General features: G+C 33.7%; 21 protein-coding genes and 1 pseudogene. 7 read left to right on the plus strand and 15 right to left on the minus strand.

The features are described from left to right. Positions 1 to 62: 62 nt before the first annotated feature. Together E0F98_RS15350 and E0F98_RS15355 are read right to left on the minus strand one after the other, a co-directional pair. Positions 63 to 692, minus strand: a complete 630-nt coding sequence (locus E0F98_RS15350; protein ID WP_132113038.1) for a hypothetical protein — start codon at positions 690 to 692, stop codon at positions 63 to 65. Continuing rightward, a complete protein-coding gene (locus tag E0F98_RS15355) occupies positions 689 to 1,159 on the minus strand; it encodes a T9SS type A sorting domain-containing protein (protein WP_132113040.1) in 471 nt (156 codons plus the stop codon). Before E0F98_RS15355 ends, E0F98_RS15350 begins: the two co-directional genes overlap by 4 nt. A gap of 876 nt (positions 1,160 to 2,035) precedes the next feature. Here E0F98_RS15355 and E0F98_RS16090 point away from each other — a divergent pair. Then, positions 2,036 to 2,632, plus strand: a complete 597-nt coding sequence (locus E0F98_RS16090) for a helix-turn-helix domain-containing protein (protein ID WP_165929336.1) — start codon at positions 2,036 to 2,038, stop codon at positions 2,630 to 2,632. Between the two features lie 59 nt (positions 2,633 to 2,691). On the opposite strand, the pseudogene E0F98_RS15365 reads toward E0F98_RS16090, so the two are convergent. The 4 genes and pseudogenes from E0F98_RS15365 to E0F98_RS15380 form a co-directional block, all read right to left on the minus strand. Continuing rightward, positions 2,692 to 3,897: pseudogene (locus E0F98_RS15365) on the minus strand (IS3 family transposase). An 81-nt stretch (positions 3,898 to 3,978) separates the two neighbouring features. After that, positions 3,979 to 4,929 carry a HipA domain-containing protein gene (locus E0F98_RS15370; RefSeq protein ID WP_132113044.1) on the minus strand — a complete coding sequence of 317 codons (951 nt, stop codon included), beginning with the start codon at positions 4,927 to 4,929 and terminating at the stop codon, positions 3,979 to 3,981. Then, a complete protein-coding gene (locus tag E0F98_RS15375) occupies positions 4,922 to 5,254 on the minus strand; it encodes a HipA N-terminal domain-containing protein (RefSeq protein WP_132113046.1) in 333 nt (110 codons plus the stop codon). The genes E0F98_RS15370 and E0F98_RS15375 overlap by 8 nt, the downstream gene beginning before the upstream one ends. 5 nt (positions 5,255 to 5,259) lie before the next feature. After that, complete coding sequence (locus tag E0F98_RS15380; RefSeq protein ID WP_132113048.1) at positions 5,260 to 5,499, minus strand: helix-turn-helix domain-containing protein; 240 nt, start codon at positions 5,497 to 5,499, stop codon at positions 5,260 to 5,262. Between the two features lie 306 nt (positions 5,500 to 5,805). On the opposite strand from E0F98_RS15380, the gene E0F98_RS15385 reads away from it, so the two are divergent. The 5 genes from E0F98_RS15385 to E0F98_RS16100 all read left to right on the plus strand — a co-directional run bounded on the left by E0F98_RS15385 (position 5,806) and on the right by E0F98_RS16100 (position 8,287). After that, entirely contained in the window at positions 5,806 to 6,561 is a 756-nt protein-coding gene (locus tag E0F98_RS15385) for a hypothetical protein (RefSeq protein WP_132113050.1), read from the plus strand. 1 nt (position 6,562) lies between these two features. Next, on the plus strand, positions 6,563 to 6,988 hold the full coding sequence (locus E0F98_RS15390) for a DUF5675 family protein (RefSeq protein WP_132113077.1): 426 nt from the start codon (positions 6,563 to 6,565) through the stop codon (positions 6,986 to 6,988). 18 nt (positions 6,989 to 7,006) lie between these two features. Then, entirely contained in the window at positions 7,007 to 7,246 is a 240-nt protein-coding gene (locus tag E0F98_RS15395; RefSeq protein ID WP_132113052.1) for a hypothetical protein, read from the plus strand. Then, positions 7,247 to 7,420 (plus strand): hypothetical protein, encoded by a 174-nt coding sequence (locus E0F98_RS16095; protein ID WP_165929337.1) that lies wholly within the window; start codon positions 7,247 to 7,249, stop codon positions 7,418 to 7,420. Between the two features lie 690 nt (positions 7,421 to 8,110). Further along, the gene (locus E0F98_RS16100; protein ID WP_165929338.1) at positions 8,111 to 8,287 is read left to right on the plus strand and encodes a hypothetical protein; all 177 of its coding nucleotides are present in this window, start codon (positions 8,111 to 8,113) and stop codon (positions 8,285 to 8,287) included. Positions 8,288 to 8,965: 678 nt separating this feature from the next. On the opposite strand, the gene E0F98_RS15400 is transcribed toward E0F98_RS16100, so the two are convergent. The 7 genes from E0F98_RS15400 to E0F98_RS15430 all read right to left on the minus strand — a co-directional run bounded on the left by E0F98_RS15400 (position 8,966) and on the right by E0F98_RS15430 (position 15,135). Beyond that, positions 8,966 to 9,733 carry a nucleotidyl transferase AbiEii/AbiGii toxin family protein gene (locus E0F98_RS15400; RefSeq protein WP_132113054.1) on the minus strand — a complete coding sequence of 256 codons (768 nt, stop codon included), beginning with the start codon at positions 9,731 to 9,733 and terminating at the stop codon, positions 8,966 to 8,968. A 3-nt stretch (positions 9,734 to 9,736) separates the two neighbouring features. Continuing rightward, on the minus strand, positions 9,737 to 10,024 hold the full coding sequence (locus E0F98_RS15405; RefSeq protein ID WP_165929339.1) for a DUF6922 domain-containing protein: 288 nt from the start codon (positions 10,022 to 10,024) through the stop codon (positions 9,737 to 9,739). Positions 10,025 to 10,312: 288 nt separating this feature from the next. After that, complete coding sequence (locus E0F98_RS15410) at positions 10,313 to 10,633, minus strand: hypothetical protein (protein WP_132113057.1); 321 nt, start codon at positions 10,631 to 10,633, stop codon at positions 10,313 to 10,315. A 219-nt stretch (positions 10,634 to 10,852) separates the two neighbouring features. Continuing rightward, entirely contained in the window at positions 10,853 to 11,593 is a 741-nt protein-coding gene (locus tag E0F98_RS15415; protein WP_132113059.1) for an N-formylglutamate amidohydrolase, read from the minus strand. Positions 11,594 to 11,605: 12 nt separating this feature from the next. Further along, entirely contained in the window at positions 11,606 to 11,995 is a 390-nt protein-coding gene (locus tag E0F98_RS15420) for a hypothetical protein (protein ID WP_132113061.1), read from the minus strand. Between the two features lie 376 nt (positions 11,996 to 12,371). Then, positions 12,372 to 13,325, minus strand: a complete 954-nt coding sequence (locus E0F98_RS15425; RefSeq protein ID WP_132113063.1) for a hypothetical protein — start codon at positions 13,323 to 13,325, stop codon at positions 12,372 to 12,374. A 1-nt stretch (position 13,326) separates the two neighbouring features. Beyond that, a complete protein-coding gene (locus E0F98_RS15430; RefSeq protein ID WP_132113065.1) occupies positions 13,327 to 15,135 on the minus strand; it encodes a DUF3696 domain-containing protein in 1,809 nt (602 codons plus the stop codon). Between the two features lie 111 nt (positions 15,136 to 15,246). Here E0F98_RS15430 and E0F98_RS15435 point away from each other — a divergent pair, with 111 nt between their 5' ends. Then, a complete protein-coding gene (locus E0F98_RS15435) occupies positions 15,247 to 16,260 on the plus strand; it encodes a helix-turn-helix transcriptional regulator (RefSeq protein WP_132113067.1) in 1,014 nt (337 codons plus the stop codon). Here the strand turns inward: E0F98_RS15435 and E0F98_RS15440 are convergent. Continuing rightward, on the minus strand, positions 16,257 to 19,709 hold the full coding sequence (locus E0F98_RS15440; protein ID WP_132113069.1) for a DEAD/DEAH box helicase family protein: 3,453 nt from the start codon (positions 19,707 to 19,709) through the stop codon (positions 16,257 to 16,259). The two genes, E0F98_RS15435 and E0F98_RS15440, sit on opposite strands and share 4 nt — an antisense overlap. A gap of 30 nt (positions 19,710 to 19,739) precedes the next feature. Next, positions 19,740 to 21,782 carry a head-tail connector protein gene (locus E0F98_RS15445; RefSeq protein ID WP_132113071.1) on the minus strand — a complete coding sequence of 681 codons (2,043 nt, stop codon included), beginning with the start codon at positions 21,780 to 21,782 and terminating at the stop codon, positions 19,740 to 19,742. Between the last annotated feature and the right edge of the window lie 248 nt (positions 21,783 to 22,030).

The following is a 22,030-nucleotide window of genomic DNA, read 5'->3' on the forward strand; positions in this document are numbered from 1 at the left end:
CTAGCGGCAGGTTTATAAAGTTGACTTCAAAACTCATTTTTACCAATAACTATTCATAAAAATTAGTTCATGTTAAAATACACGCCTAACTCTAATTGATTGGTATTAAATGATAAATTTTCTTTGGAAGTATTGGTAACATTTATACTCTGACAAAAATTATAGCCTAGACTTAAGGCTCCAAAAGAAGATATAGCGTACTTGGTAGTCAATCCTACAGCAGTTCCTAATACAAGACCTGAAAATTCTTTTTGATTCATCAAATCATAGTAAATTCCGTTGATTTCTTGTTTACCGTAAATTAAGGTTGAAGCATTCAATCCTGTTCGAACCAAAACATCAAAATCTTTTTTAGGTTTGTTCTTGCTAGTTAATAAAGAATAGGTCAAGCCACCATGCACTCCAAGATACTGCGTATCCCAACGATAAGAATTGGCGGAGTTGCCCCCGATTGCATTGTAATCATTCAACGAAAGTCCGAGTTCATAGGAAAATTTGTTGATACCTAAAGGTTTTACTAAACCAACTTCATAAAAATTACCCGTTCCACTTTGAATATTTGGATTTACTTGATGACTTTCATCTTTATAAATGTACTTGGTATAATTTTTACCTGTTTTGAAATATAGCTCTTGTGAAAAAAGAGGAATTGCAACCAAAAAGAAGAAAATAAATAAGTAGTTTTTTATCATTGTTTAATTATTTTAGTATAGTATTTAAAATTTGTAGTCTGTAGTTGAACTAAATATTCTGAGCGGGGTAAGTTAGCCAGTTCAACGGTCAAAATAGTGTTTTCAATTTTTACTTCTTTTGAGAAAACTAACCGCCCACTGATGTCAAAAACATGAATATCAATAGGATTAGGCATGAGTTGTGAGAATTCAAAATTGATAATATCCTTAAACGGATTAGGATAGGTTCTGGTAACAATCTCGGCTTTCTCATTAGAAGCTATAAAGCTTCCCCAAAGACTTTGCTGAAATCCTTGCATAACAACTTCTTTAGTATTCGAATTTCCAGTAACACTTTGTTGACCTATAGTTTGACTTATAATATAACCCTCAGCTGTTTTTGTGGTCATTCCTTGTGACGAAAGCATTTGATGGTGCAGGACTTGTCCTTGAAAAGTGATACTGAACAGTAAAAGTAAATACTTCATGTGAATTTGATTTTAAGCAATAATAAAATAAAAACATCGATGTCTGACAATATAAATCCGATAAAATACATGAATAAAGAGAAATAGTAAGTGTTTTTTAGTTTTTAGTAACTATTTAAGTAAGAATATTCCGAAATAGAAAATAGGTTAGAAATCCCAAAAAGATTGTTTTACCGTTGGTTGAAAAAAAATTAGTTAATTTTTAATTTTTTTGTGACCCAAAAGATGGAATTACTACTATATATATTTATATTTTTGCATAGTAACAACTGCAATAAAAATTGCTTTTTAATTTCATTTCAAAAAATATAAATTTTGATTGTAAACTTACTTTTCATCATCACCGGTATATTTGGTATTCTCACCGTAATCATAACGCTGTCAAACTACAGGGTAAATAGAATGATGAATTTTTATTTAACGTTGATTTTTGTTTTAATTTCAATTCGTTTTTTATTAAATGGATTTTTATCCTTTGGTTATTTAGGTTTTTTAAAAGAACATTATATTAATTACAACAAGTTTCTTATACTGATCATTCCCAGTTATTATTTGTATTTTAAAAATTTGATTGCCAATCAGAAGTCATTTATAAAGAAAGATCTTGTCCATTTTGTTTTTCCGATCGTGTTTTTGGCCCTAAATATATCCATCGTTAGTACAAATAAGGTACTTCCTTCTTTTTTTTATTTCTCTACCTTTTTCGTTTTATTTCTGTATAATATAAGCTATTGTTTTCTGGCTTACTACATCTTAAATAAGAATGTTTGGACCCAAAAAGACAAAGCCATAATTGATGGTAAATACGCTAGCTTAATTAAAAAATGGACTCTTTTTTTATTTTTCATCTTACTAATTATTTCGATCAAACTTTTTATGGCTCTATTTTTAGAAGACAATCGCACTGGTTTTGTTGCTGGCGAACGTTTTCAGTGGCTTGGTGCGATAGTATGGATACTGACCTTTTTTAAAGTCTTAATTTCTCCTGAAATACTTTATGGATATACTATTTCTAATAATCCCCTAAAAGAATCCGCTACCTTTAATTTGCCATTCGATACTGATTGGATTCTTGAATCTAACAAAGACCAAAAAAATATTCAAGATAGCAAGCTAAAAGAAAAAATAGATCCCAATATTGCACGCTATATTAGTGAAATCGAGAAAATTACTTTAGATTTTGAATTGTTTAAAGAATCGAAATTTTCAATGAATGATTTAGCAATAAAATTAAATATCCCAAACAGCCATGTAAATTATCTGTATAAATATCATTCTAAAATCTCGTTTTCAGACTATAAAAAGAAAATCCGAATTCATCGTTCGATTCTATTGATTGAATCAAACTATTTAAAAACAAATACGATAGAATCATTGGCAAAAGAAGTAGGATTTGCATCCTATAATCCTTTTTTTACCAGTTTTAAAAGCAGTACAGGAATCTCTCCGCAAAAATATATATTGTCTATATAAATCCATTCATTAGCAGCTTGTGCACGGACTGGATATGCAAATAAAACCTGCAGTATAAGTTAAGCTACATTTTTGTAATTAATTTGATTGTTAAATTCTTCAATAGTTGCATAATTCAAAGCAGAGTGTCTCCTTTTTCTGTTGTACCAAATTTCAATGTATTCAAAAATCTCCAGTTTCATTTGTTCTTTAGAAATCAGTTTGTTCCCATAAATCAATTCCGTTTTCAAAGATTTGAAGAAGCTTTCCGCCACAGCATTATCCCAGCACTTTCCTTTACGACTCATACTGCGGGTTATTTTTTTATAGGAATCAAGAACATTTACAAACTTTTTACTGGCATATTGGACACCTCGGTCAGAATGAAAAATCAAACCTTCATCAATATCTCGGTTTTTAACCGCCATTTTCCATGCTCCAAGCGTAGTTTCTTCTGTACTCATTGCGTCACTCAAACTCCAACCAATAATTTTTCTGTCGTATAAATCCATAATAGTGGTCAGGTATACAAACCCCTCTTTAGTTTGGATATAAGTAATATCCGAAACCCAAACTTTTGAAGGCATTTTTACAATAAACTCTCTATTTAATACATTTTCGACAACTAAATAATTATGATTTGAGTTGGTTGTAACTTTGAACTTTTTGCTTAATTTGCTTCTTAAGCCAAGTTCTTTCATAATATTTTGCAACTGTAATTGCTTCGCCTGTTCGAGCAAAGCTCTCGGGTCGTGAAACTTTATAACCTAAATACTGTAATTCCAATGTTATTCTAGGACTTCCATATCTTTGTTTCGCTGCAAAATAAATCAATGTTATCTTTTCTTTTATGATAATTTTTAGTTGTCGTCTTGCTGTAATTACTTGTTTCTTCCATCGGTAATAACTTCCACTACTCACTTGTAGAACTTTGCACATTTTTTCAATCGGGAATACTTGTTCATTGTTTTTAATGAAACTATAAATCATCGACCACTCTTGGAAAAAATGCCGATTGCTTTTTTTAATATATCACGTTCTAACTCGGCATCTTTGAGTCTTTTCTCCAGTTCGTGGATTTTTTCTTGCTCGGGAGTGAGTTTTAAATTTCCTTTCCCAGGAAAACTTCCTTCTCCAAACTCCTCGTGCTCTTTGCGCCATTTATACAACTGTGGTGCTGTGACTCCTAACTCTCTGGCGAGTTCCGATACATTTGTTCTCTCGTAACTCAATTGAACGGCTTTTTCTTTAAAAGCTTTGTCATAAATTTTGCGGACTTCTTTCATAGGCTAAAATTAAGATTATTTCTTAACTTTCTGTGTAGGCTAAGTTTGCACGTTCAAAAAAAGTAATTGATTTTAAGGTGTTTATAAGAATAGGGTAGTGTATCTCTCTTCTAGCAAGATTTTATATTTTTCTTTGTATTCATCGGATAGGAAAGAGGTATTGATCCATTGGATGGCGATAGGTTTATTTTTCTGAAATCGTTTTGCAATTCCTTTGATTTGTTTATCGTTTAAATCTAATGATTTTCCCAATCGTTCGAAATGCTCCCATTTTAATTTTTTCTTTTTGCCATCTAATGTTAAAGCTAGTTCCTCGGTGTCTTCTGGATTTGCAATAGCTACGTTCAGAAGATCATAGGCAGGGGCTAATGTCCAGGTATCGCCTGTGTTTATCATCGAGAAGTTCTTGAGATGCATGTCGTTATTTCCTGTTAAGAAGCTGAAAATTGCTAACTCCAAGAAATATACTTTATCCAATAAGGTATTATCAGAATATTCGTTGATGGCTTTACCTATTTTTTCCATCGAACTTTTGTATTTGTCAAAAGCTTCAGTGATCTGGAACATGTCAAGCATGTGGATTTTTTCTCCTGTTGCCGATCTATCGATTCGTTTGGTTATATAAGATAGCTCTCCAGATTGTAGTCGGATTAGGCTTGACTTTACGGTATTGATACCAAAAGCTTCTGCAATGCGCATGGTTAGGTGTTCGTTTGCCGGCATTTCGTGAAATTGTTCGGATGGCGGTTTGAAAATATAATTACCACCCAAAGCACCTACAACGGTTAAACGTCCTTTATTTCCGTCTTGGATTGTGTCATTTACAATGGATAACGACAACTTGGGCTGTACTCCTGGTACTGCTACGCTTCGCTCTACCACGTTTAATGCAAGCGCTGTCATTTGTTGCAGGGTATGTTCGAATGCAGGTTGCTTTTTTGTTCCAAAAAAATCTAAGCTGCACTGCTCATGAAATTCACCAATAATTTGATTGTCTACTATTTTATAGCAGTAGAGGCATTTCTTACTCATCTTCGTCTGGTATTGGTTGAACACTAACAGCTCCGATGCAATTTTGGCAACAGGCCATCAGTAAACCCATTCGGTCGTTTGGATTGATTTTCCAGTTTTTGGATGCGATATCCAATAACCAGCCTTCAGGGATTAGTCCCTCAAAAAAAGGAAATAGTCGTTTGTCAGTATATCTTTTGTTGCTTACTGGCATGGTAAACGTTAGAAACTGCTTTGGATAATCCTTGATGTATTTTTCATCATATTGAAAGTTGTAATCTCCTTCATCTGTTTCTGTGAGGATTCCCGCTAATAACTCTTTGTAAAATATGGCTGCTTTTCTCATATTTATTATTCGTTAATTTTGTCTGACTGTCGGGCAGACAGGGTCAATTCTCTTGCATTAACAGGGGCTAAGGTGTGTCCGAACATTTTTAATACTTGGTTTACCCGCTCTAGATTCAGATTTTCTTTTCCTTGTTCAATTTTTCGAATAACAGTTAGTGCCACTCCAGCGCGTTCTGCAAACGCTTCTTGAGTCAGGTTTACTTCATTTCTTTTTTGTTTTACAAAGTCTGCTAGTGTTATCATGATTATATGTATTTACATCCAATTAGAACAAATATACAAAATTATATGTATAAACATATAGTTTAGATTTTTAGACAGGTTTTCTATGCTCTTGCATATAGTTTTATCGGATGCTTATTTTAGATCTATTAGTGCCATTTTAGTCGTTTTATGCCATTTAAGTTTGATAGTGACATCTCGAATAGGGGAGTGATTGTAATGCGATTTAATTGGCTAAAATTTGTTGGGCTATCCATCGGAATTGTTGCAACGGATGGTGGATTAAGCCGAATTTAAAACAAATTATAAACTTAAATTTTAGGAATTATGGCAAGACAGAAAGGCATAATTAAATTGAAAGGTACTATTGGGGATATTACTTTTTACAAAACCCAAGACGGGCATTTGGCCAGAAAAAAAGGTGGTATCGAAGCCAGCAGAATCAAAAGTGATCCCGCTTTCCAAAGAACGCGTGAGAACAATTCTGAGTTTGGAAGAGCCGGGAAGGCTGGAAAGATTTTGAGAACCGCTTTAAGAGCGTTGCTTTTAAATTCTGCCGATGGTAGAATGGTAAGTCGACTGACTCAGGCTATGGTCAAAGTGATTCAAGCGGATTTGGTTAGTATTCGTGGTATGCGAAATGTGATTGATGGTGAGGCCGAATTACTCGCTGGTTTTGAGTTCAATATCCGTGGGAAACTTGGCACAAGTTTGTTCGCGCCATTTGCGGGGGTAATTAACAGAACGGCCGGGAATATTAGCGTTGACCTGGACTCGTTTATTCCGGCTAATATGATTGCAGCGCCAAGTGGAACGACTCACTTTAAAATTATTTCGGCTGGTGCCGAAGTTGATTTTGAAGCCGAAACATTTGTTAGCAGTAGTTCGGAAACGGTTATTCTTCCTTGGGATATGACGGCCACGGCGGTAATCAGTCATAGTAATGCGGTAACTGCCAACAGTACAAAACCTTTGTTTTTGGCTTTGGGAGTTGAGTTTTACCAAGAAGTTAATGGCCAGATGTATCCATTGAAAAATGGAGCGTTTAATCCATTGGCCTTAGTGGAAGTTAGTGGATTGTAAGATGTTGCTGGTGTTAAATAGGACGTATTTTCCTGATGGAACGCAAGGGATTTTAGAATGGAACGGCACCTTAGTTTGTTATACCATCGAGTTGCCTTGGTTGGAAAACCAAAGACGCATTTCTTGTGTTCCTGAAGGTGAATATGTTTTACAGCGGCGGCATAGTCCAAAATTCAAATGGCATTTGCATTTGCTGCATGTTCCGGCAAGAGATTTAATATTAATCCATCCGGCCAATGATGCGAAAACGGAATTGTTGGGCTGCATTGCTCCTGTCACGAAACACATTGGAATAGGGAAGGGGATCTATTCTCGCCTGGCTATGGAAAAGTTACGAGATTTAGTTTTCCCGCTATTGGCAAGCAATTTAGAAGTAAAAATCATTATTCAATCTAATCCTTCGACTCCGCTCAGGATGACAAGTTAGAAAATAAATAGAAAAATTATGAATGTAATTGAGAGAGCAAAGGCACCCACTCCGAAGTTTTTTAGGATTTTGAGAAATGTCGGTTTGGTTTTACTAGGAATTAGTAGTAGTATTGTTGCTGCCCCCTTGGCATTGCCAGTGGTAATAGTAAGCGTTGCAGGTTATTTGGGAGTTGTGGGCGGCATACTATCGGCAGTTAGTCAATTGACGGTTGAAGATCACAAGCATGGAAAAGATGCTGAAGAAAATAGGGGATAGATGGAAACGAATTTAACTTTAAAAACCGGAACCGCATCGGGAACCTTGTTGAGTATTGCACCCAACATATTTTCGGAAGATATTGTAAAAACCATTATCTTAGCAGTAGTTGGAGCGCTAGCAAGTTTTTTGGTTTCGCTCTTTTTAAAATGGTTGACCAAGAATCAGAAATAGAGACTCTGAAACAAGTTTAGAGTAAACCAAGTTCAAAATAATCTGAGACTCTGAAACAAGTTCAGAGTAAACCAAGTTCAAAATAATCTGAGACTCTGAAACAAGTTCAGAGTAAACCAAGTTCAAAATAATCTGAGACTCTGAAACAAGTTCAGAGTAAACCAAGTTCAAAATAATCTGAGACTCTGAAACAAGTTCAGAGTAAACCAAGTTCAGAGTAAAATAGGAATTCAGTTTACGTGTGGTAACCTTTACTGAATTTTATAGGAAAGCCTAGTCGTAAGATTAGGTTTTTTTTTGTTTAAAATGTGATGATTTCGGTTTCACTGTTTTCGGGGTTTACCAATGCCTTTCTATTGTTTTTTTGGAATTGCTGAATTCCACTTCGTTCCATTTATCGCTATTCATCCCTTTGTTTAGGATATATTGTGTATTGTTCTGGTAATGAGTGTCTTTTTGGCGTGTTCTAATGATGAAGTTCGGAGTAGTTATTTGGATTAGGTTCGGCCTTTTTTTCTGTTTAAATTTTTTCGAAAAGAAAAAAGAGAAAAAAAGAAAGCCGTTCTTAAAGCGGAAAAGACGAACGGAAACGGAGCGCTGAGAAGCTGAAATTACTTCAGCTCGAAGCCGACTGAGAGTGAGGAATGGACGCTAGTTTTGCTCTCTTTTTTTCTCTTTCTTTTCGATAAAATGCAGGGTTGTTCTGGATTCTCTCTTGGAAATGAGTCGTGTTTAAGAGGCAATCAAACACCCCCAAGCACCGCAAGGAGCAATAAAAAGTGGTCTCGTCCTTTTGGACGAGAAGGAACTTTTATTGCGGATGAGGAGCGCAGTGGCGGGGTTGCGGCAATCGAACAGCCGCCTTAGAAGCGGGAGTTGAGTGCCCTTTGAATCGTTCTGTTCCTTGACACCGCGCGGGATGACAATTAGTAGTAGTTGTGTGTGCAGTTGGCGCGAAACGTAGCGGCTAAGAGCGTGTAACGGCGGGTAAAAATTAAAATTCTCCCGCCTTTTTTTAGCGGGAAACCTTGATTTAGGGCAAAGTGCCGTTTTTCACGGAACGGAGCCAAACCCGATGGCTGAGCGAAGGAGCAACCGCTGAAAAAACGGAGGGCTATAACTATAATACGGCTGGAATGGAGTAGACCCTGATTTTTATCAGGGTAAACGAAATGAAGCGGTATTATGGTTATGGTAGCCCGACCGAACGCAGGAAGCGACCGTGTGGAGATGAGGAGCGATATGGCTCAAAAAAATAGTTGTCCCGCTTTTGGGGCGGGACTGCTGTTTTATTGTGGCCGTATTGCGTCGGTGGAACGGAGGAGGATCCTGAAGAAAGTCACGTTATAGACCCTGAAACGAGTTCAGGGTACACCGACTGGAACCGCCGAGCGGAACAAAGGAAGCGACCGGAGGGAGACCTATTGTTTGCTCGTGATGTGATTAGCTAAATTGTCTTATGGGAGTGTTAAAATCTTTCTATAAATAGTTGATCTTTTGGAAGTAAAATCTTTATAAAAATCTGACATTTTATTTGTTAGATTATTATTTGATTTTTGTGCCGACTGGACCAGGGAAGTCTTTCCCTAAATGGCTGTATAGTTTTCTGACTTTGGAACGCCAACTTATTTTGCTTTCTATCCAAGTTTTATTACCCTCAATAATACTAATGTTATCGTGACTGTGCATTGGCAAATTTCTGGTAGCTGTACTGTTATCAAATTGTAATAGTAATTCCGGAAACTCTATTGGAGATAGATTTTTATTTAGATCAAAAATGGTTTTGTCTTCATCTGTATTGAATTTAAGCGTTTTCACTTTTAACTCTTGAAATAGATTGATTAAAGGAATTTCATCGGTTATGAAATCTAAATCGTAGATGTCTTTTTTTGCTGAACGGTTTGCCGCACTAATTAATTTAAACAGTCCAATATCTTTTTTGGAAAGTAATTTGATATTATCTTTGATTTCAATATCGTAAAGGTTCTTCATGTTTTGAAGTAACTCTACTTTTATGGTTTCGCCTTGCTTGGTATCGATGAAAAACCGAATAAAACTGAATTGGTCATTAATATCGCAAGGATCATCAAAGTTTCTGGCTCTTGCACCATAATACTCCTTAACGTCCTCTATGACTTTGTTAAAACCTTGTTTTCCAATAATATTTGGACAAAATAAATCTATATCCTCTGAAATTCGATGGTTGTATTGGAATGCTAAATTCGTACCACCACCTAAAGAAAAATTAGATATTGATTGTAAGTTTTGTAACTCTAAAATGATTTCGCATATTGCCGGAGAAACTGCTTTCATAACTTATAATGAGAAGCGAAGAAATGGTTCAACATTGTATCTTTTGGCTACCAATAGGCATACTTTATTGCTTATGTTCTCTTTTGTTTGTTTTAAGTATTTAACAATCATTTTATGAGAATATAAACTTTCCAATTTTTGAATATCAGTTTCAAAAGTATCTGGAGTGGTAGCATACAAAGCCCTTGGGATTATAATATCCTTGTCTCTAGAGAGATTAAGTTTACTATGATCCATATCCCAAAATAAGTGTTTGGGAAAAATTGTTGCTATGTTAACTGATTGTTTCACAATACAAAATTAGTGTTTTTTTTTTAATACTATTCGTTAATAAATGCTCAAACTGGTGTTTATGCACGTAATTAAGCAAGTACAAACTACTAAGATCGCCTTTATTATATTAATCATAATATGTAAATGTATTTGTAATTATCTTTTTCAACGCGATGTCGAGAAGTATTGCATTTTGTTATTGAGTTGGGAATCTTCGCACTCAAAATCATAACGGAATGACAGCGAGTTTATGAATACTTGAACTAGCCGTGGATTTTATTTCCCTGAATGAGATAATCAAATCAACTAATCTACATACATTGTGATACGGAATGCTAGTTTTTTGGCTTTGCAACTGGGACAGTAATTTCCTTCTTCATTAAAATATAGATCAAAATTACTGAATCTTTTATCATTGTAATTATCCCCTTTTAAATCATCATCGGAATAAAATAAATATTTCCCTGAATCTTTATGTTCGTAATGATTGACATTTTCGAATTCTAGAGTTTCCTTGTTAATAGCAGGAACTGGGCAATTAGTTTTATAGCTAAATCTACCTCCGCCTAATCTAAATTCATTTTTAAAACCGCAGCTGCGGCATAAGGTTGCTACTATGTTTCCCATATTTTACTTATTTGCAATTGTAATTTTATTTTAATCTTGAAATTTAAAAAATATATAGAAGTAAAGCTTACTCTTGTTTTTCTGTCGGCTTACTTGATTTCGAAAGATTTGGTGCGTTGTAAACGTATCGTTTTCTAGCACAGCAAGCTTTTGGTTTTGATATTTTTTTTCGACGTGGAATTCTTCGTATCGAAAAAAAATCAAGTTCACTAGAACCTTCTATAAACTACGTAAACCAGCTAAAAATCCTTGTACAACACTTTTTGTATGTTCAAAATTTTCTGATTTTTGATGGGAAGGTTCGTTGAGGTACAATCTGCGATTGACTTCTAGCATAACGGATTGCACATTCTTGTTTTTATGGTAGTGTTCCATGGGTACTATAGTGCCACTATAAGGGGTGTCAATGCCTAATGAATAGCCTAAATTTTCAAAGTAGTCTTTCGAAAAATCGATTAATTTTTGAGGCGTATGAAATGCATCGGTGCCAATATTGTAATCGGGGGTGTTCGTATCTTGAACCAACGCTCTTTGTAAAGGGACTGAAGGAAAGGAATGGCAATCGACTACTAGTGCTTTTTCAGTTTGTTGCAGCTGCTGTAGCACGCTACTGTTTAATTTTTTGTGGTGTGGGTCATAAAAATTTTCTAAAATGAATGCCCTGTTTTGGGCCGTCACTTCGCGCATTTTGTCGCCGCTGTCGAGGGTTTCGTATAGCACGCCCATGCCAAACTTTGCCATTACCTCCTGACTGTCATCCGTGAAACGCTCTGGGTCGCAAAAGATACGGGAGAAAGGAGCGACTACGCTGACATCAGTTGGATTGCTAAATAATTCATCGGTATACCAATCTGTTAGCTTTTCTATTTCAGCATTGAGAATATCCTGCCCGACGACATAACCTTGTAGCGACGGAATTATGGTGGAGGAATGCGGAATGTGTAGTATTAACTTTTTCATAGTTCTCTTTTTTTACAACTGAATTTTAGGATCTATCTCATCTGATTTTTCCAAGCAAATGGTATCATCTGGAAATACTATAACCGTTCTAATTTGATCCAAGCTTTCCATAAGCAATTGTACTAATTGCAGGATTGCTTTTTTCAGCAGTTTTTCGGTTGTTGGAAATTTAGGATATTGTATAAAATCAAGCGTTACCGATGGTTCTTCCTGACCTAAGAATACAATTTCACATGGCGTAAGTTTTATGCTTAAAGCTATACCCAGCTCTTTTTTGATTTTTTCTTGGGATTGGAACACTACTTTTTTAAAATCACCCAAAGTAATAGGTTCGTTTGAATATGCTTTGTACAATCCTATTGTTGCCTGGGCTGTGTACGTTTTAATGCTTATGCTGTTCATCGTTTATATAATTATATCTTGAGTCATTTTGCGTTCTGTTGGAATCATTATCTTGGCGATTGGATTATTAAAAGATTTACTCAAGGATGCAGCGGAATACAGCTAGTCTTCAAGCATTGTAAGTAACAACCGATTTATTATTGAACGGTTTAATCTAGTTTTTGTTCAGTTGTTGGACAATCGAATTGCAAATGGTCTAAAATTATCATTGCCTTTTCCATAATTTTTTTAATTAATTCTTACGCAAAGGAAAAAGCTATATATGTATTGTAGGTGCGGAGTAAATTTATTATCCTAAAAGTCTATTATTCAAGAGATATGCTGCCATTCAATTAGAAAAAAAAGCTAGAACCAATGAAGACAGTTTCTATAGGAGTTAAGTATGTTTAAACTCTAAAGTTTGCAGGCTAACAATTTTGTCTAAATAATCGGCATGCATTTTTTTGTGATTTTTAATACGATTGTAGGTGTATTTGTCAAATATTGTCTCTATTGTAACTTGAGAGTTAGATTTTTTATATGGAATCAAATTAAAACCTTTAGGACTGTCAATGATCAAAAAATTTAGGTAAATTAATCTATCGTGAAAATCATACTTCCCTTTTTGTAAAGTGTTTGATATAATTTTTATTTTTAATTGGTAATTTGCAAATACACTATTTAATCGCCTCAATTTTTTATCTGCCTCGTCCTTTATTTGCTCAAAAGTTCCTGGCTGAAGAGGATTTAAATCTTTAGTATAGATCTCTAAGTCGGACTTTTGTTGGTAATTTTTCCCTATTATATTTTGTAAAATCGGGATCAAGTTATCTTGTATTTTTTGTGTGCTTTTATCAGCTAAGATATATCCGTCATTAATCATAATTTTATTAAAAGGGATGTTTTTTAGATTGCTTAAAAATTCCCAGCCCCTAAATTGATCGCTCAAATCAATCTTAAAATGACAACTATAGATAATACTTTCTATTTTAGCTTTATAGTTCTTTGACGAAAAACACATTGCACCTTTTAGTTCAGCAGTATTAAACCAATCTTCATTGCCCTGAGCAAAAATTAAAGTTTGCTCACATTTAGATTTTTCAAAAAAATGTTCTTTAATTGATCTCACCGTAATAGGACTACTGTAGATACTGCGAGCGTGAAAAAATGGATTATCATTTTTCAATGATTCTAATTGTTCAATAGAATCAATTGTACAATCAATAAACCATTCTACCTCTGCATATTCCTTTAGAATTGTCGCTACAATCTTTTGTGAGGCAGAAGCTGTTTTATCATCAAATTCGAGATAAAAATTATCCAAAAACTCCTTTTCAATATACAGTTCCATACTAATTGTTTTGTTCTTGGCTCAATTTCATTAAATCAAATTGCAAACGGCTTGTTTCATCATAAAATCCAGGACCAAACGTATCGCTTAGATTTCCGTTTGCTCTGATTTCGATAGGTTTAACTTTTGGTTCATTTGCAGTTACATACTTATCAGCATTGAAATAATAGATAATCGATTTATCTGTTGTAACTGATTTATTAGCTGTTAAAAATTGTAGTTTTCTGATTAGATATTCGCTATGTGTTTCTATAACAAAATTGATATATGGATAATATTCTATAGTAGCGACTAACAAATCCGCTAATTTTGATTGTAAACTAGGATGTAAATTGGCTTCTGGTTCTTCGATTATTAGTGTTTTATTTTCACCATATTCTCTAGATTTGTAAATATTTTCTTGATGTTCACCTGGATTAAAAACTTTAGAAGGATTGTGAATAGAAGGTAAAAGCGTTGCTAATTTTAAAATTATCGGAATTAGTTGTGAGTAGCCAAATCCAACATCAGATAACGCTATTTTTTTGTCATTGACAGTTAAATAAACTACTGAAATGACATTTTCAAAGCGCTCAACCGTAAGCTTTCCCGGAATTTCTAAAACAGTAAATATCTTTTCGAGATAAATTCTATTTTTATCCGATTTATTGAAGAAGTCTAATACAATTTTGTCAATATCATTTTCTGATTTATTACTAAGAATTCTTTTCTGACTCCCTCTATTTGCAGAAAGATACTCTATAGTATTAAAATCTTCAGCTAAACCTTTCATAAAGTTGTCGAATTGTTGAAAGAAAGTTTTTTGGTAATTTATCTTCTTATTTTTAAAATAAGAATTATCACTTGCTGATTCAAATAATTTTTCGGTTAAAAATAACCTGCCCAATCTAGTTTCTTTAATTTCAATATTTTCTTCCTTTAAAGACTTTGAGAAATAATCTTTAATTTCGAGTTTAACCTGTTCGTTTGCGTTATTTAAACAGCTACTTAATTGATAAATTAATGGGTAATTAGAATAAAAATTAACTTTTGAAAATTTTAATTTTTGTTGTTCAATAATTTCTTCTCTGTGATATTGAGTTGCTTTTATTCCTTTTATAAAAATATCATAAAGTAAAAAATCTTTTTCCAATTTTCTAATTTCGTGCTTTAAAACGATTTTACCAATTGGCGAATTGTACTCTAAATCAGTTTCTTCAAAGCCATATCCCTCAATACTCTTATAAATTTCTTCATAATTTTCGATTGACAAATCACCTTCATAAATTTTCACTGAACCTCCTAACTCACCGATTTCAGGAGCACCTGGTATATAAAGCTCTCGATTGTCACTTACCTTTGAAAAATTAGTTTTTTCATTATGGTAAAGTAAATTCATCATTAAATCAATATTCAAATTCAAACGATAAATAGTATTTTTATTTTCTACATCAGAAGTAAGATTGATGGAAAACAAGCTAGCCTCTTTGTTAGCAATATTAAAAGCAACTATTTCATTACTTGTGCCAAAAGGTGCATAAAGGACATCAACAAAAAAGCTGTCATCCAAAAAAATCAATTGATTATCGTATCGAATCTTTAAAAACTTATTATCATTTTCCCAATTAAGGACTTTTTCGAAACTTTCCAAATTATGCAATCCTTCCTCAAAATTTAATTTGGAAACCCCATTCTTTAACAACAGTAATAGTTTAGTAAATGAACTTTTTCCTGCATTGTTTGGACCAACAAGTAATGTAAGAGGTCTAATCTCAAATTCAGTAAATTCTTTGAATACTCTAAAATTCTCAACACCTATTTTCTTAATCATGTTTTGTTTATTTTAATGCAAAATAAATCTATATCTACGCAGCTTTACTGCATAGTAAGAAATATTCCGTAGTATTGTATCAAATCTAACCAAATTAAATCATTTTATATTATGGCAGTCACAAAAAAGCCACTTGTTCGCTATAAAATTTTAGATGCCTGTTTTAAAAATCCTTATAAGAATTTTACTATTGATATTTTATTGGCGACAGTTAATGAAAAGCTACTGGATTTGTTTGATGATGAAACCCAATGTATTAAACTTCGTCAGTTGCAAGATGATATTTCTTTTATGAAAAGTGAGGAAGGATGGGGTATTGAACTGGATGATATAAAAGAGGGTAAAAAAAGGATTTATCGGTATGAAGATTTAAATTATTCTATCAATAATGCTCCGTTAAATGAGGTAGAAATGGATCAGTTCCAGTCAGCTATACAGGTGCTTTCACAATTTGAGGGTATGCCACAGTTTGAAGGAATTCAGGAGATTATAGCAAAATTGAAAACTGATTTAAAAGTATCAACTAATGAGAAACCGTTTATTGGTTTTGACAGTTCCCAAGATTTAAAAGGCATTGAATATTTTAGTACACTGTATAATGCCGTGCAAAATAAAACTCCTTTAGAAATCACCTATAAAGACTTTAAAACAGAAGAACCTTATACTTATATTTTTCACCCCTATTATCTAAAAGAGTATAATAATCGGTGGTTTTTGTTTGGTTTCCATCCCGAAAGTTATAAATGGGACTGGAATGTAGCTATTGATAGAATAGTGTCTGTAATACCGTGCTCTGTGCCTTTTGTAGTTAATGAAATTATTGATTGGCAAGACTATTTTTCGGACATGATAGGAGTTAGTAAAGGAGTAAATGCTGTTTTAGAAGATGTCGTGTTACATTTTAACCAATTGACTGGAAAGTACATGGAGAATAAATCGATACACGAAACCCAAAAGCATAAATGGATTGATGAATTTACTTTAGAGTTGAAGATTAAAGTGATGCCTAACTACGAATTAGAGCGATTGATTTTGTCCTATGGTGAAAGCGTAAAGGTCATAGAACCTCAACATTTGCAAGACAAGATAAAATTACGTTTATTAAAAGGGTTAGAGAATTATTAAGCAAACATTGCATTTTCGTTGACTTGATTGATCACCTTAATGATTTTTACTGCTTTATCTTCTTCTGGAAAAATTCCGAAAATACCCTGATCGTGTTGCTCGTTAAAGGGAGATTGAGTCAATAATTCCTTTTCAATAAATCCTTTCTGATTAAGGTAAGTGATGATTTTTTTAATGAATGTGATTTGATTAGCGTTTAAATTTCCCTTCGAAATAAAGTCTGCAAATAACTGATTTGACACTTCAATATCTAATCCAACAATATTGCGAATAAATTTACCTAACGGCTGGTCTCCATATTCTTGAGCAAATTTATCTTTACTCTCCAAGGCTTCATTAATTAGAAATTGCTCTAAAACGCCTATTTCTTTTTCGGTAATAGGTAAATTCTTGTATAGTTTATCAATTACCAAATGTGATTTGTTTTTTCTGATAAAGGCTTCTACCCGGTCTTTGTAACTCTGTAAACTAGTGTATGAAGCTATTATGTCAATTTCTTCTACGGCATCTAAATCGAGTTCATCACTAAATGAGGTATAAATAGGATCTAGTTTCTTTTCGTCTTTTAGAAACTGCACTAAATCACGTATGTCTTGACGAATTTCTTCTAGATTCTCTGCATTAACTGTACTCCAAAATTGTTCGTTTTGTAGTTTCTTTATGGTTGAAAGCTTGGCTTGCACTGCAGGAATATTTCGCTTGGTGAATAACATATTTGCAATATTGAAAATATTATCAATATGTTTTACTTGGGCTTTATTTCCTGTAACCAAGGCCAGTTGCAATTTATAAACCAATAAATCAAATCGTTTTGCAAATTCATCTTTATCTTGGTTGTAATCTATTAGATGAGATAAGTTGCTTTGAATGTTGAGTATATCACCTTGCAACAAGTTGTTCCATCGTGCTCTATTTTTATACTCCAAAACATAACGCCAATGTTTGCGCACTTCAAAACGACTGTCATCTAAATCATCTACCAATTGATGCAAATCATCCGTGTATTGAACTTGGATTTTCTCTTGCTCGTCTGTAGGGTTTTGTAATAAGCGAACGGCCATTACAATGTCGAGTTTGGTATTGAATGTTTGTTGTGATAGTGGAAGACTGGTTTTTTGTATTTCACCATCCGGATTATCACCGAAATATTCAAAATTACCACAGAAATCAAAAATTAAAAAATATTCTTTGTCGACTCCCGGTTCAAAAATATCAGGACATAGACGAGTCCCTCGGCCAATCATCTGCCAGTACTTTGAAAATGATTTTACTTCTTTGAAAAAAATCAAATTTAATACTCGAGGTGCATCAACACCTGTGTCCATCATATCTACTGAGACTGCTATTTGGGGGTCTTTTTCTTCTCCCTTATCGAAACAAAACTTTTCCAATAGATCCTGAGCCTTATCTTCGTAATTATCAATAACTCTAAGGAATTCACCGACATATTGAGGGTAGTTTTTATTGAAACGTTCTTCAATAAAAGCTGCATGTTTATGGTTTTTTGCAAAAATAATTGACTTACCTATTTTGTCACCGCCTTCTATTTTTTGGCCATTAGTCATCAAATAATCGAGTACCCTATCGATGGTGTCATCGTTATATAACCAGGAGTTTATTTGACTTTTATTTACTTTCTCAACTATATTTTCATCACCAAATTGAACCCCGAAAATCTCTCTAAATCTTGTTTTATCTCCTTCTGAAAGATCATCATATACTATTCCTTCTCTAGGGAACTTTAAGGGTATTTTGAATGCTTTAGGTGGTTTTAGAAATTTATCTGCTACTGCCTTGTTTAATTCGTAGGCATAGGTTGGATTATCATCTTCAATTTCAAAAAGTGCATAAGTATTGTGGTCAATATCTTTTTTTGGGGTAGCTGTTAAGCCAATGAGGAGACTATCAAAATACGTAAAAATAGATTGGTATTTTGAATAAACTGAACGGTGGGCTTCGTCAATGATTATGATATCAAAATGGCCCACACCATAAAAGCGTTCGTCTTCCTTCTTAAGGTTGTCAATTTTATTTAGAATGGTCTTGTAAGTAGAGAAGACTACTCTGGTACCATTATCCTCTTTTTCCTTGGTTAAGTCAATTGCTGATAGATGTGGTAAATGTTCCTTAAAGGCATTTTTAGCTTGTGTTACCAATGCATTTCTATCAGCTAGAAACAAGATTCTTTTAGCCCAATTACATTTGGTAAACATATCCACGATTGCTGCTGCTGTTCTTGTTTTACCACTACCAGTTGCCATAACCAGTAACGCTTTTCTATTTTTTCCTTTTAGTTGATTTTGATATGTCGTCACTAGACTTTCAGCTACGCGTTGAATAGCTTCTAGTTGGTAATATCTTCCAGCAATAGCCTTATTGACATCAAAATCTCTTAGATCTTTGCGGTCACGACGTCTATCTACAAGAAGTTGCAGCTCTTCTTTGGTATAAAAACCTTGTACTTTACGGTCAGGATAAAATGTATTGTCCCAAAGGTGTGTTTCAAATCCATTACTGTAAAAAATAATGGGCCGTTGGCCTGTACTTTTTTCTAAACAATCTGCATATAGACTGGCTTGATGTTTTCCTTTGGACGCATTATGAATAGTACTTTTAGCTTCAACTACTGCTAGTGGCAAGCCGTTATCACCCCATAATACATAATCTACAAAACCTTTGCCGGACGGATTAGTAGTTAAAGGCATTCCAAATACCTCGAATTCAACATCTCTACCTTGTTGGAGTTTATCCCAACCCGCTTCTCTTAATAATAAATCAATTAAAATAAGTCGGGTTTCGTGTTCAGAAGTTAATTCAGGAATAGCCTGTTCAACTGTTATTTCTTGAAAACGAACTTCTTTACGCTCTGCAATGATTTGCTCTTGCTCGTCTAATTGCTTGCGTAGGGATTTATTCTCTTCTGCTAGTTTTACTTGTAGTTTTAATGTTTTTTGAGCTTCTGCACGTTCTAATTCTAGTTTTTCTGCTAGTGCTTGCAGTTGTTTGCTAGTTTTATCGTTAGTATCTCCGTAGGGAATTACTCTCTCGTCAAAAAGAGGAATTTCAGGATTGTTTTCGCTGTAATATTTGCTGAGAAAAGTCAGAAAGCGAAAGCTGTTTTTTAAGGATTGTAATGCATCTAATGCTTTTACCGTCTTACCGTGTGCAGCATTATTTCCGTTCAGGCGTATGATATCCAATTCCATCAACATACTTGGTTTGAGTATGTTTTTGAAACTTTCGTTGTGGAGTAAGGCCCCTAACTTGGTGTCATATGGGAGCTCTAAATCTTCATCATTTTTGTACAACCAAAACATAGCTTTCTCCAAGGTGCTTCTGCACAATAGCGCTGCATAACGAGGAGCCGTAAAGGTGTGTTTTTCGGCTTCTTGAATTTCACGATAGATTTCGGGAAATTCGTTTTGGAGAAAAATGAAGTTACTTTGCATGAGAATTTAATTATGCGACTAAAATACTACTTAAATTTCAATATGTTTAAATAAGACGTTATGAAAAGATTGAATTGCATTCTTTCTTGTAAAATTGAACGTATTTAAATCAAATCGGTTGTCACATTCTGGGCAGACAAAGGTAGTACCACTTGAAAATTTTGTTTCTTCGAAGGGTTCTGCAATTAGTTGGCTGTCTTTCATTTTATCATTAAAATCAGGTATATTAAAGCCTGATTTTATAAGTCCTTCCAAATGGTTCCTGTACTCATCATAACTAAACTGACCTCTTCTCCAAATAAACCACCACTTATTGTCTTTCGGTCTTTGGCCATATTTTGTTATGTTAACATGCTTGTCTTTGTGTTCTATAAACCAATTTAGCTGTTTAACATATAAATCTGAATTCACTTTAGGCTCGATCATTTCTGTACCGCAATCACTGCAGCAGAGTATTCCTCTATTTCGGTGTCCCTCAATATGACATTTATATTCTTGTCCAAATTTTTCAAGATATGATTTTCGAGCCACCAGTTTTTCTGAACTACAGCAAGCATTGCAATTTTTACAAATGTACCAGCCGCATTCTTCTCCATAACCATGCGTCTTGCATTTTACGGAATCACGGCTGTCAATAATATCTTCACATTTACCATTCAAACAATGTGAAAGGTATATATCCTTGTCTATCTCTGTGCAATCTACGTTCTTACAAGAAAAATGAGTAACCCCATAAAATGCATAATTTGATTTTCCTTTCGGTTTTAGAATAGAATTACATTTTTTACATGATAAATGAGACAAAAATCGATTAACACGGTTAATCACATTTAACATTATTTCATATTGTCCTTCGTTGAAAGGAATCTGTAATACCCTCAAAATATCTTCTAAAGTATACTGTCTCCATTCATTGCTATTGTGTTTCGTCCTACATGGATCAAAGCATTGACTATTTTCACACCACCAAAATTCAAATCCTGATTTTTTACAAAGAGCAGGTGTTTCTGTTCCTTTTATAGTTGCCTTTACACCATCGCAATACGTTGAAAATCTCGGTAAGAATTTTTCTTTTTTAATTGTTATATAATGTTCTGCTACCTCTTTGGTTTCAGGATTAATGGTGTTATCGAGTTTTTCGATAATAGTTTTACCAGTGCATTTTTCAAAGAAACCATCTATTACAAGTAAATCCTTTGGTCTTTTTACATATGAAGCGACAATGTCAAAAACGGTATTTCTTGATGTTGAAGTCCCGTTTTTAAGATCTACTATGATTTTTAGGATGACACTCAATGTAAAATCTAAACCAACTCCATCTATTTCTTTGGCATACTCACTAGTTTGATAGTCAATTGTTGTGATTTTTTGAAGGTCCTCGATTGTGAGTTGCAGTTTTTTCTCGGCGATCAATTTGATTGTTTTTTTGAAAAATAATTTCTGCGCTGTGGACGAAAGTAAACCAGTGTAGATTACAACGTCATTATAATCAATGTCATAGGTGTAGTCTAAAATAAATAATTGCAATTTGTAATAACTGTCAGCTTTATTGGAGATTTCAGCTATATATTCATTTTTAGTTTCGATGTCAGAAATAAGATCAATAAAAAATGTAACAGTTTGAAAAGTATCTTTTTCATTAATGGTATCTTTTTCAAAATGAGTTTTAGCCAGAATATTTTTAAAATCAGCATTAGTGATTTTATCTATGTAAGCAGAAGCCTTAGAAAAATATTTTGATTTTTCATCTGCACTATTGGTACTATAATAGTAATTTTTGAAGCTGATTAAATTGTTATATATGGATTCAAAAGGGAAATAGTTAATAATTTTATTTTCCCATAACCTTAGCAACAAATCTTCTTGAACGATATTATAATTTATTGATATTTCATATTGTTTAAAAAGATCAATTATTAAAACCAACAATTCATAGTTATAATAATCATTCGAAGTACATTTTTCTGTAAAAATTTGATTTAAAATCTCTTTTCTATCGCTTTCATTTATGCGGTCAAGTATTTGGATATCTCGGTTCGATTTGTGCCACTGATTTCGGTTAGACCGTGCCACCCATTTCGGTCAATTTGTGCCACTATTTCGGTTCGATTTGTGCCACTTGACTAAAAAGTCACAGTATTCCGGTTCGATTTGTGCCACTATTTTGGTTCAATTTGTGTCACTTGACTAATAAATCATGGTATTCCGGTTCGATTTGTGCCACTTTGAAAGATCAAAATCAGCTACTATCTTGTTGTTATCTAAAACAGTACGATATGGCTAATAAACTTGATCCTATGGACTTAAAACAAATCATTACT

The organism is Flavobacterium hiemivividum (assembly GCF_004349145.1).
Classification (GTDB): domain Bacteria; phylum Bacteroidota; class Bacteroidia; order Flavobacteriales; family Flavobacteriaceae; genus Flavobacterium; species Flavobacterium hiemivividum.